This window comes from Serratia marcescens (genome assembly GCF_006715005.1).
Lineage (GTDB): Bacteria > Pseudomonadota > Gammaproteobacteria > Enterobacterales > Enterobacteriaceae > Serratia > Serratia montpellierensis.
The window spans coordinates 3,549,832-3,566,973 of sequence record NZ_VFMJ01000001.1; the positions used below are offsets into that span (position 1 = coordinate 3,549,832).

A 17,142-nucleotide genomic window follows, 5' to 3' on the forward strand; every position below is an offset into this window, starting at 1 on the left:
GAGAACTATCAGGAAGATCCGAATGATTCTAAAATGAGAGATGTATCAACCTTACGATTTAATCCTGAGCAAAATTAAAGATTACGATGGGCGTTTTAGCGATTTCTTTAAATCAAAAGAAGTCTGGTTCTGGCAGGTGATATGAAACGGATAGCAGCAATTATTGTCGGTGCGATAATAGGTATTGGCCTCATGCTCATGGCTTTTCCCTTTCTCTCAGACTGGATTATTGGCCACGTTGAGGGCGAGGATCAGATGTCGGCTAACTTCAAGTTGCTGGCGATTGGCCTGATTTTGTGCTGTTTCATGGGTGGTGCACTCGGTAATCTGGCCTATTCAAAATCAAATAACTCCCCCAAATAAAAAAACCCGGCCAAGGCCGGGTTTTCGCTACAGCTAAAGAATGCGGTGCTTGTCCAGCTGCTCGCGCCGCTGCGCCGCTTTGGCTTCGCGCTTTTTGCGCGCATCGCACGGCTCCGGGCAGTCGCAGACTTTCTCCATCCCCAATGCGGTGATGCCGCCGCAGCTGCCCTGCAGGCTTTTGCGTTTGAACACATAGCCCAGCGACATCCCGCCGACGATCAGCAGGAACAACACGAAGGTGGCGGCGAATACCGTCAACATAGCAACCTCACGAACGCTTTTTCAGATAGGGTTTGAACGCGTCCGAATAACGCTCCTCAAACCCGTCGGCGGTTTTCACGATCATGAACACCGGGATGCCGAGCAGATTGGCCAGCGCCAGGCCGCGCTCCGGCCCCATCACGTTCAGTCCGGTGGACAGGCCGTCGGCGGTCATGCAGGTCGGGCTCAGCACGGTGATCGACACCAGGCGGTGGTTGATCGGCCGGCCGGTGATCGGATCGATGGTGTGCGAATAGCGCACCCCGTCCTGCTCGAAGTAGTTGCGATAGTCACCCGAAGTAGCGATCGACATCTCCCCCGGCTGGATCACCAGCTGCGCCTGCTGCTGCGTGCCGGCGGTCGGGCGCTCGATGGCGATGCGCCACGGCTTTTGCTCGCCGTTGCGCCCGTGGGTGCGGACTTCACCGCCGATATCCACCATGTAGTTTTGCACGTGTTGCGATTGCAGGTACTCCGCCACCACGTCCACGCCGTATCCTTTGGCGATCGACGACAGGTCGACATACAGCTCGGGGATGTTTTTCACCAGCGCGTTGCCCTGCACCGACAGTTTATCGGCCCCGGTCCAGGCGCGACGGTGCGCCAGCTCCGCCTCGCTCGGCACTTTATCCGGCCGCCCTTCCGGGCCGAAGCCCCACAGGTTGACCAGCGGCCCGACGGTCACGTCCAGCGCACCGTCGGTGACGCGGTTGATGCGAAGCGCTTCGCGCACCACCTCAGCGGTGGCCGGCGAAACCGGGAACGGCCGGTCAATGTCGCGGCTGGCGTTGAAGCGGCTCAGCTCGGAGTCCGGCCGGTAGGTGGACATCTGGTCGTTCACCTGCTCCAGCCGTTTGTCGATCTCCGTCTGCATCTCGCGCGCCGACGGCGTATCGTCACCGGTCACGTAACGGATCGAATACGAGGTGCCCATGGTTTTACCCGTCAGGTCCACCTGTTCCGGCCCACAGCCGGTCAGCAGCAGGGTGGCGCTCAGCGCCACGCCCGTCAGCCAGTTTTTCATCGCCAATGCGCGCATTTAGCCACCAAAGTCATCCAGCATGATGTTTTCGTCTTCGACGCCCAGATCTTTGAGCATCTTGATCACCGCGGCGTTCATCATCGGCGGCCCGCACATGTAAAACTCGCAGTCCTCCGGCGCCGGGTGGTTCCTCAGGTAGTTCTCCAGCAGAACATTATGGATAAAGCCGGTGTAACCGGTCCAGTTATCTTCCGGCTGCGGATCCGACAGCGCCACGTGCCAGGTGAAGTTTTCGTTCTCCGCCTGCAGCTGGTTGAAGTCGTCTTCATAGAACATCTCGCGCAGCGAACGCGCGCCGTACCAGAAGGTGATCTTGCGCTTCGAGTTCAGGCGCTTGAGCTGATCGAAGATGTGCGAACGCATCGGCGCCATGCCCGCGCCGCCGCCAATGAAGATCATTTCGGCGTCGGTGTCCTTGGCGAAGAACTCGCCGAACGGCCCGGAGATGGTCACCTTGTCACCGGCTTTCAGCGACCAGATATAGGAAGACATGATGCCCGGCGGCACGTCCGGGTTGTTCGGCGGCGGCGTGGCGATACGCACGTTGAGCATGATGATGCCCTTCTCTTCCGGGTAGTTGGCCATCGAGTAAGCGCGCACCGTGGTGTCGTTCACCGTCGAACGGTAGCGGAACAGGTTGAACTTGTCCCAGTCGCCGCGATACTCCTGCGGCACCTCGAAGTCGGCGTAGCTGATGTCGTGCGCCGGCGCTTCGATCTGGATGAAGCCACCCGCGCGGAACGGCACGTCCTCGCCATCGGGGATCTTCAGCTTCAGCTCTTTGATAAAGGTGGCTTTGTTATCGTTGGAGATAACCTCGCACTCCCATTTCTTCACGCCGAAGATCTCTTCCGGCAGCTCGATCTTCAGGTTCTGCTTCACGTTCACCTGGCACGCCAAGCGGCAACCCTCTTTCGCTTCGCGCTTGTTGATGTGCGAAAGCTCGGTCGGCAGGATATCGCCGCCGCCCTCTTTGATCACCACCCGGCACTGGCCGCAGGAACCGCCGCCGCCGCAGGCCGAGGAAACGAAAATCCCCTGGCTGGAGAGCACGTTGAGCAGCTTGTCGCCCGCCGGTGCATGGAAGCTCTTATCCAGATCGCCGTTGATCTCCACCGCGATGTCGCCGGTATTCACCAGCTTCGATTTGGCGAACAGGATCAGCAACACCAGCACCATCACGATGGTGGTGAACATTGCTACGCCTAAAATAATTTCCATAAATTCTTCCCGCCTTTACAACTGAACACCGGAGAATGACATGAAGCCCAGCGCCATCAGTCCGGTGGTGATAAAGGTAATGCCCAGGCCGCGCAGCCCTGCCGGCACGTTGGCATACTTGAGTTTTTCGCGGATCCCCGCCATGGCGACGATCGCCAGCATCCAGCCGGTGCCGGAACCAAAGCCGTACACCACCGATTCGGCGAAGTTATAGTCGCGCTGCACCATGAAGGACACGCCGCCGAAGATGGCGCAGTTTACGGTGATGAGCGGCAGGAAGATGCCGAGCGCGTTATACAGCGACGGGAAGAAGCGATCGAGGATCATCTCCAAAATCTGCACCAGCGCCGCGATCACGCCGATGAAGGTGATGAAGTTGAGGAAGCTCAGATCGACGCCTTCCACCAGCGCGCCGTCGCGCAGGATCAGGTTGTAGACCAGGTTGTTCACCGGCACCGAAATGCCGAGCACGATGGTCACCGCGATGCCCAGGCCAAAGGCGGTCGAGACCTTCTTCGACACCGCCAGGAAGGTACACATCCCGAGGAAGAACGCCAGCGCCATGTTCTCGACGAACACCGCGCGCACAAACAGGCTGATATAGTGTTCCATCGGCCTTTACTCCTTTTCGATCTGCGCCGGCTTCAGGGTGCGCAGCACCCAGATCAGCAGGCCGATGATGAAGAACGCGCTCGGCGCCAGCAGGAACAGGCCGTTCGGCTGGTACCAGCCGCCGTTCTGCACCGTTTCCAGCACCGGGACGCCGAACAGCTTGCCGGAGCCGATCAGCTCGCGCAGGAAACCGACCAGCACCAGGATCACCCCGTAGCCCAGCCCGTTGCCGATGCCGTCCATAAAACTCTCGATCGGCGGCGACTTCATGGCGTAAGCCTCGGCGCGCCCCATCACGATACAGTTGGTGATGATAAGGCCGACGAACACCGACAGCTGCTTGGAGATCTCGAACGCATAGGCGCGCAGCAGCTGATCGACCACGATCACCAGCGAGGCGATGATCGCCATCTGCACGATGATGCGCACGCTGTTGGGAATATGGTGACGGATCAGCGAGATGAAGAAGCTGGAGAATGCCGTGACCAGCGTCACCGCAATGGTCATCACCACCGCCGTCTCCAGCTTGGTGGTCACCGCCAACGCAGAGCAGACGCCCAGCACCTGCAGGGCGATCGGATTATTGTCGAACAGCGGCCCCAACAGGACCCGCTTTATCTCTTTGGAATCAGCCATTTTTCAGCGCTCCTTCACGAACTTTTTTCAGGAACGGGCCGAAGCCGTGCTCGCCCAACCAGAAATCAAACGTATGCTGCACGCCGTTGGAGGTCAGCGTGGCGCCGGACAGGCCGTCCACCCCGTGCACATCCCCCTGACGCGCACCGCCTTTCACCACGCGGATCGCCGGCTGGCCGTTGTCGTCGAACAGCTGCTTGCCGACCCACTGCTGGCGCCAGGACGGGTTCTCGACCTCACCGCCCAGCCCCGGCGTTTCCCCCTGGTCGTAGTAGGTGATGCCCTTGACCGTGTTGCCGTCGTTATCCAGCGCCACGAAGGCGTACATCATCGACCACAGGCCGGTGCCGTATACCGGCAGCACAAGCTTGTTCACCTGGCCGCTTTCGTCACGCACCAGGTAGATTTCCGCCAGGTTGCTGCGGCGCTTGATGCCGGCCGGATCGTCGCCCGCGGGCAACGCCACGCTTTTGGCGTCGTCGCGCAGCGCGGCGCCCAGATCGAACGCCGCCGCCTTGCCGGCGACAAACTCACCGCTGTTCAGATCCACCAGGCGTGGTTCGATGCGCTCGCTGTATAAGCGCTTGACCTGCTCGCTCTCCATTTTCGGCTGCAACAGGCCGGCTACGTCGAGAATATTGCGCTGCTTATCGAGCAGCTTTTGCTCCTGCTGTTTGGACTTCAGGCCGACGGCGGAGCCCGCCACCACCACTGAACACACCAGACACAGCAGCAGCACTACCAGCAGCGTTTTACCGATGCCGTCGTTTTTCGCTTCATTCGCCACGGGCTTTTCTCCGCTTGATGTTGGCCTGCACCACCAGATAATCGAACAGCGGTGCGAACAGGTTGGCGAACAGGATCGCCAGCATCATGCCTTCCGGATAGGCGGGGTTGACCACCCGGATCAGCACGCACATCACGCCGATCAGAATGCCGTACCACCATTTCCCCTTGTTGGTGAAGGAGGCGGAAACCGGGTCGGTCGCCATAAAGATCATGCCGAAGGCGAAGCCGCCCAGCACCAGATGCCAGTACCACGGCATGGCGAACATCGGGTTGGTATCGGAACCGATGGCGTTGAACAACAGGGCAGAAGCCACCATGCCGAGCATTACGCCGGCGACGATGCGCCAGGAGGCCACGCGGCCGAACAGGATAATCGCCCCGCCGATCAGGATCATCAGCGTGGAGACTTCACCGATGGAGCCGGGAATGTTGCCGAGGAAGGCGTCCATCCAACTGATGGACTGGCCGGTGGCCACGTTGCTCAGGCTGTGCGCCCCGCCTGCGCTCCACTGCGCCAGCGGCGTCGCGCCGGAGAAACCGTCCGCAGAGGTCCACACCAGATCGCCGGAGATCTGCGCCGGATAGGCGAAGAACAGGAAGGCGCGGCCGGCCAACGCCGGGTTGAGGAAGTTGCGCCCGGTGCCGCCGAAGATCTCTTTGGCCACCACCACGCCGAAGGTGATGCCCAGTGCGGCCTGCCACAGCGGCAGGGTCGGCGGCACGATCAGCGCGAACAGGATAGAGGTGACGAAGAAACCTTCGTTGACCTCATGTTTGCGGATGATGGCGAACAGCACTTCCCAGAAGCCGCCGACGACGAACACCACGGCGTAGATCGGCAGGAAGTAACAGGCGCCCAGCACCATTTTGCTGACCCAGCCGGCGTCGGCCGCCAGCGAGGCGCCGAGCCACTGCGCCAGACGATAATGCCAGTCGCCCGCCAGCACCTGTTGCAGCGCGTCGCCGCTGTACAGATGGTGCAGCGCCGGGATCGCCTGCTGGCCGACGTTGTACATGCCCCAGAACATCGCCGGGAACACCGCCAGCCACACCAGGATCATCATGCGTTTCAAATCGATGGCGTCACGCACGTGCGAAGCGCCGCGCGTCACCGTGCCGGGGGTGTAAAACACCGTGGTAGTCGCTTCATACAGCGGATACCACTTTTCCAGTTTGCCGCCCGGCGTGAAGTGATGCTCTATCTTCTCAAAATAATTCTTCAGGCCCATCGGGTTATCCTTCCTGCTCAATCTTGGTCAGCACCTCGCGCAGCACCGGCGCGTACTCATACTTGCCGGGGCAAACGAAGGTGCACAGCGCCAGATCTTCCTCGTCCAACTCCAGGCAGCCCAGCGCCTGCGCGCTGTCGCTGTCGCCCGCCAGCAGATCGCGCAGCAGCAGCGTCGGCAAAATGTCCAGCGGCATCACCCGCTCGTAGTTGCCGATCGGCACCATGGCGCGCTCGCCGCCGTGGGTGGTGGTCGAGAAGGCGAACAGTTTGTTCTTCAGGAAGTGGCCCAGCGTGGTGCGGGTAATGGAGAACTTGTTCGGCGAAGGCACGATCCAACCGAACAGCTCTTTGTCGCGCCCTTCTTCCAGCACCGACACCTGCGAGTGGAAGCGGCCGAGCCAGGCGTTCGGCCCGGCGGCGTGCATGCCGTTCAGCACCGAACCGGAGATCACCCGGTTCTCACCGTCTTTCAGGCGGCCGGCGGTCAGCTCCTCGAGGCTGGCCCCCTGGCGGGTACGCAGCAGCGCCGGCTGCGACACCTGAGGCCCGGCCAGCGCCACGACCCGGCGGGTATCGAGTTTACCGGTGGTGAACAGCGTGCCGATGGCGATGACGTCCTGGTAGCCGATGTGCCAAACGGTTTTCTTCAGGCTAACCGGTTCAAGGAAGTGAATGTGGGTGCCCACCAGCCCGGCGGGATGCGGGCCGGCAAATTCGCTGTAGGCGATCTGCGGGCCGCTCTGCTGGCCAACGGAGGCGCCGGCGGCGTGGCATACGTGTACCTTGCCCGCCGTCAGACGCGCCAAGACCACCAGCCCGGCGTTGAACGCCGCCTGCTGCTCGGCGATGATCACCTGCGGATCGGCGGCCAACGGCTGGGTATCCATCGCGGTGACGAAAATAGCGCGCGGTTCGCTGCCGGGGCTCGGCGTTTTGCTGAATGGGCGGGTGCGCAGCGCGGTCCACAGGCCGCTGGCGATCAGTTCGCTCTCGATCTGTTCGCGCGGCAACTGGGCCAATTCCCCCAGCGGGTAGTGCGCGAACTCGAGCTGATCGTCGCCGCCGTTTTCCAGCGCAATCACCACCGATTGCAATACGCGCCGCTCGCCGCGGTTAATCGCAGCGATGCGGCCGCTGGCGGGAGCCGTGAAGAAAACCCCGGGGTTTTTCTTATCTTCGAACAACGCCTGGCCTTTCTTAACGGTATCGCCTTCCTGCACCAGCATGGAGGGACGCATTCCGACATACTCTTCCCCAAGCAGGGCGACATGCTGAATGTTCGGGCCATCTTGGATCGCCTGAACCGGAGCCCCGGCTATCGGCAGATCTAACCCTTTTCTGATCTTAATCATAGGATTTATACGATGTAGTTGGGTTTACACGTCTGCCCGGCCCCAGAGGCGGGTGCTGACGATGCCAGGATTGCCGGGCAGTGCGCACGGCGGCACGCCCAACATGAACTTTCTCGCAGTGAAAATACGGGGTAACGCGCATTCCCTTGATTCCCCTTTTCCGTTGTTTGCGCGACAGTCGATGTGTTAACGGCCTGTAGCCAAATAACCATCAAAACGGCCGGGTTATATGCAATAACTCTTGCCGCTTCAATCGCCACAGTGCGTTAAATTGAAGAGAGAATATTAACATTGTTCGCAACATTGTTCTGCGTTCCGTCGTGACTTGGGTCAAGCAAACGCAATTAAATTTCGCCTGTTTTTCACTACTTATCGTTAAAATCTGCCGGTCATTTCACTTTTATCGAGCTTTGTCGTTTTTTTATACATATCACGTATTGCTAAAAATAAACGCGCTGGTAATCTGGCGGTGTTTTGCAGCAGTAAAAACAATAATCAGTGGCATGCTGGCCAACCTCAATTGCGCCGGCAGATAAATATAAGCAGGAATAATAATGAGCAAAATCGCGCTGTTGTTTGCGATGCTTGTTTCTATGCCGATGATCACGGCCTGCAGCGCCAGCGAGCAGGTACCCGAAGCGCCGGTAGTTAAACAGCAATTATTGGGTTCGCCGGTCTATATTCAGATCTTCAAAGAGGAACGCAAGCTGGAATTGTATGCCAAAATGGGCAATGAATTCCGCCTGGTCAACACGTTCCCGATCTGTAATTTCTCCGGTGGGCTGGGTCCTAAACGTCGTGAAGGCGACTTTAAAAGCCCGGAAGGGTTTTATAGCGTTGACGCGCGCCATCTGAAACCCGACAGCAAGTATTACCGGGCGATCAATATCGGTTTCCCTAATGATTACGATAAATCGCAGGGCTATTCCGGCGCTTATCTGATGATCCACGGCGAATGTAAATCGATTGGCTGTTATGCGATGACCAACACCTATATGGATGAGATCTATCGCTACGTCGAAGCCGCCTTCGCCTATGGCCAAAGCCGCGTCGACATCAGCATCTACCCGTTCCGCATGACCGAGCAAAACCTCAAGCGCCATGCGTCATCCAGCTATATCGCCTTCTGGCGCCAGCTGAAGCCGGGCTACGATTACTTCGCGAAGAACCACCAACCGCCGATGATGACCGTAGACAGCGGCCAGTATGTGCTGGGTCAACCGTTGATGAGCAGCGGCCAGATGACGCAGTACGCGTCAGCCAATCCGACGCCCAACACCAATCCCTTCGCTCAGAACAAGCCGCTCACCGAAGTGAAATAACGCGAACTCGCCTGGCTCAATCTTGTGCCAGGTTTCGTTGGCGGTCAGCGGTTGGGTGGCGATCACCGTGACCACATCGTTCGGTGTGGTCTGCTGCTGAAAATCGATTTCCACATCCTGATCGAGCAGCGTCGCCTTGCCAAACGGCGCGCGGCGCGTGATCCAATACAGGTTGGTGGAGCAATAGGCCATCACGAAGCGCCCGTCCGACAACAGCATATTGAAGACCCCTTTCTTGCGCAGCTGGCTCGCCAACAGGCCGATATAGCGGAAAACCGCCGGCCACTGGCTCGGGGTGCGCGGGTATTTCAGCGCCAGCTGATGCAGCAGCCAGCAGAACGCGTATTCGCTGTCGGTCTGGCCGACCGGGCGGAACGTGCCGGTATCCAACTGACGATAGCCTTTCAATTGGCCATTGTGCGCGTAGGTCCAGTTGCGGCCCCACAGTTCGCGGGTGAACGGGTGGGTGTTTTCCAACGCCACTTCGCCGCGATTGGCCTGGCGAATATGGGACACCACCGCGCAGGACTTGATCGGGTAGTCCTGTACCAGGCGGGCGATCGGCGAGTTGAAGCTCGGCTGCGGATCCTTGAATGTGCGGCAGCCGTTCCCTTCATAGAAGGTAATGCCCCAGCCATCCTTATGCGGCCCGGTGCGGCCGCCGCGCTGTACCAGGCCGGTAAAGCTGAAGCAGATATCGGTCGGTACGTTTGCGCTCATCCCGAGCAGTTCACACATCGCCAGCACTCCTTAACCACACTGACACAGGCTGTGCGGACGCACCATGCGGCGTCCGCCGTCTTATCCATGGGGAGCCGCAGCTCCCCGAAGGCTATCAAGCCTTAACCATCTCTTTTTCGATCAGCTGAATCAAGATGTGAATCGCTTTGATGTGGATTTCCTGAATGCGGTCGGCGTAGCCGAAGTGCGGCACGCGAATTTCCACATCGGCGGAACCCGCCATCTTGCCGCCGTCCTTGCCGGTCAGGGTGATCACTTTCATCCCCTTGGCACGCGCCGCGTCGATGGCCTTGATGATGTTGCCGGAGTTGCCGGAGGTGGAAATGCCCAGCAGCACGTCGCCTTCGCGGCCTACCGCTTCCACATAGCGAGAGAATACGTACTCATAGCCGAAGTCGTTGCTGACGCAGGACAGGTGGCTCACGTCCGAGATGGCAATCGCCGGGTAGCCCGGACGGTTTTCACGGTAGCGGCCGGTCAGCTCTTCGGCGAAGTGCATCGCGTCGCAATGGGAACCGCCGTTGCCGCAGGAAATCACTTTACCGCCGGCTTTGAAGGAATCCGCCAGCAGCACCGCCGCACGTTGGATGGCGTCGATGTTGGCGTCGTCATTGATAAATTTCGCCAGGGTATCAGCCGCTTCGTTCAGTTCACTGCGAATAAGGTCGTGGTACATGAGGAACCTCTTGTTATCGTCAAATCTTCCGCTCCGCAGTGTACCGGATCGCGGAAACAGCGAGAAGCATTCTCAACCAAACAGCGCGCCGGTTAAGGAAGCGGAGAGGTTTTTGATGATTGGTGCTGTCAGTTTGTGACCTGAGTTGTAATTAAACTGTAAACGCATTGATAAAAATTCTGCCTTGTACTAAAACCTATTACATACACACAACAGGTCAGACCTCTTACTACTTCGGAGCTTCTTATGATGGTTCTTAGTATCGTCGTTTTCCTGGCTCTCCTCGGCGTGGTGTTCTACCACCGAGTGAACCTTACCCTCAGCAGCCTGATCCTGGTGGCGTACACCGCCGCCATGGGTGCTATCGGCCTGTGGAGCTTCTGGCTGTTACTGCCGCTGGCGATCGTGCTGCTGCCGCTGAACCTTTCCTCTGTACGCCGTTCCCTGCTCTCCGCGCCGGCGCTGCGCGCCTTCCGCAAGGTGATGCCGCCGATGTCCACCACCGAGAAGGAAGCGATCGACGCCGGTACCACCTGGTGGGAAGGCGATCTGTTCCGCGGCGCGCCGGACTGGAACAAGCTGCACAGCTACCCGAAACCGCGCCTGACGGAAGAAGAGCAGGCGTTTATCGACGGCCCGGTGGAAGAAGCCTGCCGCATGGCCAACGACTTCCAGATCACCCACGAACTGGCCGATCTGCCGCCTGAACTCTGGGCATACCTGAAAGAACACCGTTTCTTCGCGATGATCATCAAGAAAGAGTACGGCGGTCTGGAATTCTCCCCTTACGCTCAGGCGCAAGTGCTGCAAAAGCTGGCCGGCGTTTCCGGCATCCTGGCGATCACCGTCGGCGTGCCAAACTCTCTCGGCCCGGGCGAACTGCTGCAGCACTACGGCACCGAAGAACAGAAAAACCACTACCTGCCGGGCCTGGCGCGCGGCGACGAGATCCCTTGCTTCGCGCTGACCAGCCCGGAAGCGGGCTCCGATGCCGGCGCCATTCCGGACGTCGGCACCGTGTGCATGGGCGACTGGCAGGGCAAGCAGGTGCTGGGCATGCGCCTGACCTGGAACAAGCGCTACATCACGCTGGCGCCGGTCGCCACCGTACTGGGCCTGGCGTTTAAACTGCATGACCCGAACCGCCTGCTGAGCGACAACGAATCCCCAGGCATCACCTGTGCGCTGATCCCGACCAGCACGCCGGGCGTGGAGATCGGCAACCGCCACTTCCCGCTGAACGTGCCGTTCCAGAACGGCCCAACCCGTGGCACCGACGTGTTCGTGCCGATCGATTACATCATCGGCGGGCCGAAAATGGCCGGCCAGGGCTGGCGCATGCTGGTTGAGTGTCTGTCGGTCGGTCGCGGCATCACCCTACCGTCCAACTCTACCGGCAGCCTGAAATCCATCGCCCTGGCGACCGGCGCCTACGCGCACATTCGTCGTCAGTTCAAAATCTCCATCGGCAAGATGGAAGGGATCGAAGAGCCGTTGGCGCGCATCGCCGGCAACACCTATGTGATGGACGCCGCCGCTTCGCTGATCACCTATGCGCTGGTACAGGGCGAGAAGCCGGCCGTACTGTCGGCCATCGTCAAATACCACTGCACGCACCGCGGTCAGCAGTCGATCGTTGACGCCATGGACATCGCCGGCGGTAAAGGCATCATGCTCGGTGAATCCAACTTCCTGGCTCGCGCCTATCAGGGCGCACCGATTGCCATCACGGTGGAAGGCGCGAACATCCTGACCCGTACCATGATGATCTTCGGTCAAGGCGCGATCCGCTGCCATCCTTATGTGCTGGATGAAATGGCGGCGGCGCAGAGCAACGATCTGAACGCCTTCGATAAATCGCTGTTCGGCCACCTGGGCCACGTCGGCAGCAACAAGGTACGCAGCTTCTGGCTGGGCCTGACCAACGGCCGCACCAGCGCCACGCCGACCAAGGACGCGACCCGTCGCTACTATCAGCAGCTGAACCGCCTGAGCGCCAACCTGGCGCTGCTGTCGGACGTTTCCATGGGCGTGCTGGGCGGTAGCCTGAAGCGCCGTGAGCGTATCTCTGCTCGCCTGGGGGATATCCTCAGCCAGATGTATTTGGCTTCCGCCGTGCTGAAACGCTTTGACGACGAAGGCCGTCAGAAAGAAGATCTGCCGCTGGTGCATTGGGGCGTGCAAGACAGCCTGCATAAGGCCGAACAGGCGCTGGATGACCTGCTGCGCAACTTCCCGAACCGCTTTATCGCCGGCGCGATGCGCTTCGTGGTCTTCCCGCTCGGCCGTGTGCATACCGCACCGTCCGATCGTCTGGATCACCAGTTGGCCAAGATCCTGCAGGTGCCTTCCGCCACCCGCAGCCGCCTGGGGCGCGGCCAGTACCTGACGCCGAGCGAACATAACCCAATCGGCCTGCTGGAAGCGGCGCTGGCCGACGTGATGGCCGCCGAGCCGATTCACGAACGTCTGTGCAAGGCAGCCGGCAAAAACCTGCCGTTCACCCGTCTGGATCGTTTAGCGGAACGCGCGCTGGAAGAAGGCAAGATCAGCGCCGACGAAGCGAAGATCCTGGTGAAAGCCGAAGAGAGCCGTCTGCGCTCCATCAACGTGGACGACTTTGCGCCGGATGCGCTGGCGGCCGCCAAGCCGGAAAAGCCGGCGGCGCAGTCTAAGCGCCAACAGCAGACCGAAGCGGCTTAACGCCAATTCCCACTCCACGCATCCAAGGGGCGATCATCATCGCCCCTTTTTCTTTTCTTGCACCGCAAACTGCGCACCGCGCCGCAGGTTGGCGCAACGGCGGATTTCACGGGAAGGAAGTTCGAGTAGACTGCGCAGCGGGTGCTCTGGATCTTTCTGTCCGGAGCCTTGGCAAAGGAAAGAAAGAGAAAGGCCCCGAGTCGATATTATCAACCCGAGGCCACTCTGATGCCAAGCAACATCAGGTTAGCCTCTTACCCGCCGCAAGGCAAGGATAGGGAGGTCAAAAATGCAGCAAAAACGGGTCGTACTTAAGCTGGTGATCGTCTGTATGACGCTGATCGCGTTCATCTGGCTAACCCGCGGTTCGCTGTGCGAACTGCGCATCAGGCTGGGAGACTCGGAGGTTGCGGCCACTTTGGCTTACGAATCCGAACGGTAAGGCAACCCAACGGCGGGGTTCGCCCCGCCCGTTGGCTGATGGTGTCAGGCAGGATCCACGAGCACCCGCCTTTTCAACCGCTGACCGTCAGTTTGTCGTAGCCGCGCAGGCGGTAATTCACCACCGACACCAGCCAGCAGAAGATGAACACGGCGATCACCCAGTAGCCCATCTCCCCCAGATGATCGTTGAGCCGCGCGACGATGTCCCACAGCGGGCCGGACAGCGCCAGCTTGTCGGCGATAAGCCCGAGCGACTCGATGCCGCCGATAAACACCGCGATGATCACCGACGCCGCCGTGATGGTCATGTTGTAGTACAGCTTGCGGATCGGTTTGGAAAACGCCCAGCCGTAAGCGCCAATCATCACGAAGTTGTCGATGGAGTCGATCAGCGCCATGCCGGCGGCGAACAGCGCCGGGAACAGCATGATGCTCCACAGGTTCATGCCATGGCCCGCGCCGGCGGCCGAAATCCCCAGCAGCCCGACCTCGGTGGCGGTGTCAAAGCCCAGGCCAAACAAGAAGCCCACCAGGTACATATGCCAGCTCTGGTTCACCAACTTGAACAGCGGGCGGAAGCAACGCGCCAGCACACCGCCGCCGCTCATCAGCAGATCCAGCGATTGATGCGCAGGCAGCTCGCCCGCTTTCACCTGCCGGAACGCACGCCACACAGAGATCAGCACCAGCAGGTTGATAAAGGCCACCGTCAGCAAAAACAACGAGGACACCAGCGTGCCGATCAGGCCGCCGGTTTCGTGAAACCAGCCCATCTGGCGACTGAACATCATCGCCGTCGCGGCAATGGCGGCCGAGGCCAGCACCACAATGGTCGAGTGGCCGAGCGAGAAGAAGGTGCCGACCGCCACCGGCGTTTTGCCCTGCTGCATCAGCTTGCGGGTCACGTTGTCGATCGCGGCGATGTGATCGGCATCCACCGCATGGCGCAGACCAAAGCTGTAGGCCAGCAATGCGGTGCCCATCAGCGCCGCATTGTCTTTGAACACCGCCAGCGCCAGCAGCCAGACGATGACGTTGACCGCCACCAGCCCCAGCAACAGAGATACCGCCCGTCGCCGGGCCGCGCCATGCAATCCTTCGGAAACTCCCGCCATACCCACACTCCTGTTTTATCGTTATGTTCAAATCAATGGATTAGCGCCGCGCCGCGATCACCGCCGGATTGGCGCTCAAAAACAGCCAGGACGCGATCACGAACGGCATGGTCAGCGACGGCATGCCCAGCGGAGCCAGCAGGGTATTGAACGCTCCCTGAACCAGCACCGTGAAAATCACGCCGAGCAGCGTATAGATCAGCACCCGCCGGCCGGGCGGGTTGAAGACGGATCCCAGCGCCACCGCCGTCAGCACTGCGCTGAAGGCGTACAGCCCGGCGAAAACCGCCTGCGGATCGGCGCCGATCGCCAGCGATGTGGCCACCGCCAGCAACGCGCCGAAAAAACCCAGCAGCATCGCGCGCGGCGACGAAACCGCCAGCCCGAGCAACAGCAGTACGCCACCACTCACACTGCTGCACAAAAAGACCTGAGAAACGCCGTGCAGCGCGCCGCTCAGCATCTCTGCGACGCCGGGATGCGCGTAGAACACCGCCCCGTCGGCCGGGATGGCCGCCGCCGGTAACCGTACATGCCGCAGATGGCTGAACGGGTAGCTGGCCAACAGTACCGTCCAGGTGGTCAGCACGAAAGGCGCCGTCAGCGCCGCGATCTTCCAGGTTCGCAACAGCCGATTGAGGCCAACGGTGACGATCACCGAGATCGTGCTGCTGAATATCACGCCGATCCACAGCCAGGCCGAAGGCAGCAAAAAGGTCGGCAGCGCGGCGCCGACCAGGCAGCCGTTGTAGCCATACAGGCCAGAACGCAACGCCGTGCGATCGTCCACCAGCCACGCCGCACTCAGCGTCGCCGATGCGGTGCCCAGCAGACAGCCGAAGGCCACCTGCGGCAACCCTTCCTCATAGGCACCCACAAAAATGGCGATAAAAAACAGTAATCCGGTCAACGGGTTATTTTGAAACATCACCTGCGAACAGCCGCGCAGCACCGCATCCGTCGCCGCCGCTATCCGGCTGTGGGCACACAGCCCGCCCCAACTCCACCTTGTCGTCATGACCGCTTCCCGCTGCAGATTAGCGCCAGATAAAGGGCTCGGGCAGCGTCACGCCCAGGATCTCTTCCCGGGCGACGCGCCAGAAAACGCGAATGGCCGCCTTCACCTGGCGCGCCTCTTTGCCCAGGGCCTTAAAGATCAGCCCGCACTCGTTAGGCAACCGGCTGACGCCGCTGGCGATCCCCTCAGCCTCGTCATACTGGGGCGCGATGCGATCGAGGATCCGCTGATGGTGCTCAGGCGGCGTTAGCAGGATCACATTGCCGAACACGTCGAACGGCCCCATCACGCCGACTCCGTTCAGCGGGTGTTTATGCGGTTCCAGCACATAGCGTTCGACAAACAGCGTCTTGCCCTCGGGGCGGCAGGCGCTGATGCGCGAGGCGTACACGTCGAATCTGAACCCGCGATCCGCCTGATGGTGTTTGCGCCCCGACATCAGGATCTCGCCGTAGAGCAGCGTCGCCGTCGGGTGCAGCGTAATGCGGGTATCGGTAATGAAACGCGAGCCGCAGTGGGGGATCACCGGATCGGGCATCATCTCCAGATAGCTGCCCTCTTCGAGCGTCAGCGTCTGCATCTGCGCCGCGTAATTATTTTCCATGGCGTGGATCTTGGTCGCCGATTGGGTGGTGACATGCCCGCAGGCCTGGGGAGCGACCTGCACCTCGAGCGTCAGGCGATCGCCCTGCAAGATGCACCCCGAGGTGGAGATGACGAACACGCACGGCATCTGCGGCAGCGCTTCATCCCAATACAGCGCCCGCTGCACCAGAAACGGCACGCGCCGCTCCATCTGCCGCAGCACGCTGCGATGCCCACTTAGCGCAAACCCCAGCCGCAGATAGCCGGTTTTGCCCACGCCGCCGCTGGCCATTTGCGGCGGTTCATCCTGATAATCGGCCAGCTCCGGCGCGTCGGCGCCAAGCTGCGCGACGCGCCTCGCGGCTTCGCTGGCCGCCGTCATACCGCCGCCGACGGCGCATGGGTGAACAGGAAATCACGCATGATCATGTCCACCAGTTCGCCAATGCCTTCGCCGGTTTTGCAGTTGGTGAGAATATAAGGCCGCTCGCCGCGCACCACGCGGGTGTCGTGTTCCATCACCGTCAGGCTGGCGCCGACATAGGGAGCCAAGTCGATTTTGTTAATCACCAGGATGTCGGCCTGCACCAGGCCTGGGCCGTTTTTGCGCGGGATCTTTTCCCCTTCGGCGACGTCGATGACATAGATGTAAAAGTCCGCCAGCGCCGGGCTGAAGGTCAGCGTCAGGTTATCGCCGCCGCTCTCGATCATCACCACGTCGCTTTCCGGAAAGCGGGCCTCCATCTCCTCTACCGCCGCGATATTCATGCTCGGATCCTCGCGCACGGCGGTATGCGGGCAGGCACCGGTTTCGACGCCCAGGATTTTTTCCTCGTCCAGGATCCCCTTGAGCGTGCGCTTGACCTGTTTGGCGTCTTCGGTGGTGACGATGTCGTTGGTGATGATCAGCGGGCTGATGCCCCGCTCGATCAAGCGCGGCGTAATGACTTCAATAATCGCGGTCTTGCCCGAGCCTACCGGGCCGCCGATACCGATGCGGGTAATTTTTTTCACTCTGATCGTTCCTTATT

18 protein-coding genes are annotated in these 17,142 nt (G+C 60.4%); 4 read left to right on the forward strand and 14 right to left on the reverse strand.

Translation table 11 applies throughout. The features are described from left to right. Positions 1-141: 141 nt before the first annotated feature. Positions 142-363 (forward strand): hypothetical protein, encoded by a 222-nt coding sequence (locus tag FHU12_RS17315; RefSeq protein WP_141970810.1) that lies wholly within the window; start codon positions 142-144, stop codon positions 361-363. Positions 364-396: 33 nt separating this feature from the next. Here the strand turns inward: FHU12_RS17315 and nqrM are convergent, their stop codons facing one another. The 8 genes from nqrM to FHU12_RS17355 are packed head-to-tail and all read right to left on the reverse strand — an operon-like array spanning position 397 to position 7,507. After that, positions 397-624: a (Na+)-NQR maturation NqrM gene (gene nqrM, locus FHU12_RS17320; RefSeq protein WP_004930244.1), complete on the reverse strand. Its 228-nt coding sequence runs from the start codon at positions 622-624 to the stop codon at positions 397-399. 7 nt (positions 625-631) lie between these two features. Further along, positions 632-1,663, reverse strand: coding sequence for an FAD:protein FMN transferase (locus FHU12_RS17325; RefSeq protein ID WP_141970812.1), 1,032 nt, complete (start codon positions 1,661-1,663; stop codon positions 632-634). Further along, positions 1,664-2,887 carry an NADH:ubiquinone reductase (Na(+)-transporting) subunit F gene (gene nqrF, locus FHU12_RS17330; RefSeq protein ID WP_060447681.1) on the reverse strand — a complete coding sequence of 408 codons (1,224 nt, stop codon included), beginning with the start codon at positions 2,885-2,887 and terminating at the stop codon, positions 1,664-1,666. It abuts the gene before it with no gap. Between the two features lie 15 nt (positions 2,888-2,902). Next, positions 2,903-3,499, reverse strand: coding sequence for an NADH:ubiquinone reductase (Na(+)-transporting) subunit E (gene nqrE / locus FHU12_RS17335; RefSeq protein ID WP_004930235.1), 597 nt, complete (start codon positions 3,497-3,499; stop codon positions 2,903-2,905). Positions 3,500-3,505: 6 nt separating this feature from the next. Continuing rightward, a complete protein-coding gene (locus tag FHU12_RS17340) occupies positions 3,506-4,135 on the reverse strand; it encodes an NADH:ubiquinone reductase (Na(+)-transporting) subunit D (protein WP_004930232.1) in 630 nt (209 codons plus the stop codon). Beyond that, positions 4,128-4,922, reverse strand: a complete 795-nt coding sequence (locus FHU12_RS17345) for a Na(+)-translocating NADH-quinone reductase subunit C (RefSeq protein ID WP_141970814.1) — start codon at positions 4,920-4,922, stop codon at positions 4,128-4,130. The genes FHU12_RS17340 and FHU12_RS17345 overlap by 8 nt, the downstream gene beginning before the upstream one ends. Further along, positions 4,912-6,153 carry an NADH:ubiquinone reductase (Na(+)-transporting) subunit B gene (locus FHU12_RS17350; protein ID WP_060432499.1) on the reverse strand — a complete coding sequence of 414 codons (1,242 nt, stop codon included), beginning with the start codon at positions 6,151-6,153 and terminating at the stop codon, positions 4,912-4,914. The genes FHU12_RS17345 and FHU12_RS17350 overlap by 11 nt, the downstream gene beginning before the upstream one ends. 4 nt (positions 6,154-6,157) lie before the next feature. Beyond that, positions 6,158-7,507: a Na(+)-translocating NADH-quinone reductase subunit A gene (locus FHU12_RS17355; RefSeq protein ID WP_141970816.1), complete on the reverse strand. Its 1,350-nt coding sequence runs from the start codon at positions 7,505-7,507 to the stop codon at positions 6,158-6,160. Positions 7,508-8,061: 554 nt separating this feature from the next. Between FHU12_RS17355 and dpaA the strand changes: the two genes are divergently transcribed. Continuing rightward, a complete protein-coding gene (gene dpaA / locus FHU12_RS17360) occupies positions 8,062-8,829 on the forward strand; it encodes a peptidoglycan meso-diaminopimelic acid protein amidase (protein ID WP_141970818.1) in 768 nt (255 codons plus the stop codon). Here dpaA and FHU12_RS17365 read toward each other — a convergent pair. Beyond that, the gene (locus FHU12_RS17365) at positions 8,764-9,567 is read right to left on the reverse strand and encodes a class II glutamine amidotransferase (RefSeq protein ID WP_060432493.1); all 804 of its coding nucleotides are present in this window, start codon (positions 9,565-9,567) and stop codon (positions 8,764-8,766) included. The two genes, dpaA and FHU12_RS17365, sit on opposite strands and share 66 nt — an antisense overlap. A 97-nt stretch (positions 9,568-9,664) precedes the next feature. Beyond that, a complete protein-coding gene (gene lpcA / locus FHU12_RS17370; protein ID WP_004930220.1) occupies positions 9,665-10,246 on the reverse strand; it encodes a D-sedoheptulose 7-phosphate isomerase in 582 nt (193 codons plus the stop codon). Positions 10,247-10,492: 246 nt separating this feature from the next. Between lpcA and fadE the strand changes: the two genes are divergently transcribed. After that, positions 10,493-12,949, forward strand: coding sequence for an acyl-CoA dehydrogenase FadE (fadE, locus tag FHU12_RS17375; RefSeq protein WP_103101612.1), 2,457 nt, complete (start codon positions 10,493-10,495; stop codon positions 12,947-12,949). 289 nt (positions 12,950-13,238) lie between these two features. Then, positions 13,239-13,391 carry a Hok/Gef family protein gene (locus tag FHU12_RS17380; protein ID WP_004930217.1) on the forward strand — a complete coding sequence of 51 codons (153 nt, stop codon included), beginning with the start codon at positions 13,239-13,241 and terminating at the stop codon, positions 13,389-13,391. 73 nt (positions 13,392-13,464) lie between these two features. Here the strand turns inward: FHU12_RS17380 and FHU12_RS17385 are convergent, their stop codons facing one another. The 4 genes from FHU12_RS17385 to ureG are packed head-to-tail and all read right to left on the reverse strand — an operon-like array spanning position 13,465 to position 17,125. Beyond that, positions 13,465-14,508: a HoxN/HupN/NixA family nickel/cobalt transporter gene (locus FHU12_RS17385; protein WP_141970820.1), complete on the reverse strand. Its 1,044-nt coding sequence runs from the start codon at positions 14,506-14,508 to the stop codon at positions 13,465-13,467. 40 nt (positions 14,509-14,548) lie between these two features. Next, a complete protein-coding gene (yut, locus tag FHU12_RS17390) occupies positions 14,549-15,526 on the reverse strand; it encodes an urea transporter (RefSeq protein WP_141970822.1) in 978 nt (325 codons plus the stop codon). A gap of 19 nt (positions 15,527-15,545) precedes the next feature. Continuing rightward, the gene (locus FHU12_RS17395; protein ID WP_141970824.1) at positions 15,546-16,493 is read right to left on the reverse strand and encodes an urease accessory protein UreD; all 948 of its coding nucleotides are present in this window, start codon (positions 16,491-16,493) and stop codon (positions 15,546-15,548) included. Beyond that, complete coding sequence (gene ureG / locus FHU12_RS17400; RefSeq protein ID WP_141970826.1) at positions 16,490-17,125, reverse strand: urease accessory protein UreG; 636 nt, start codon at positions 17,123-17,125, stop codon at positions 16,490-16,492. The genes FHU12_RS17395 and ureG overlap by 4 nt, the downstream gene beginning before the upstream one ends. Positions 17,126-17,142 lie beyond the last annotated feature (17 nt).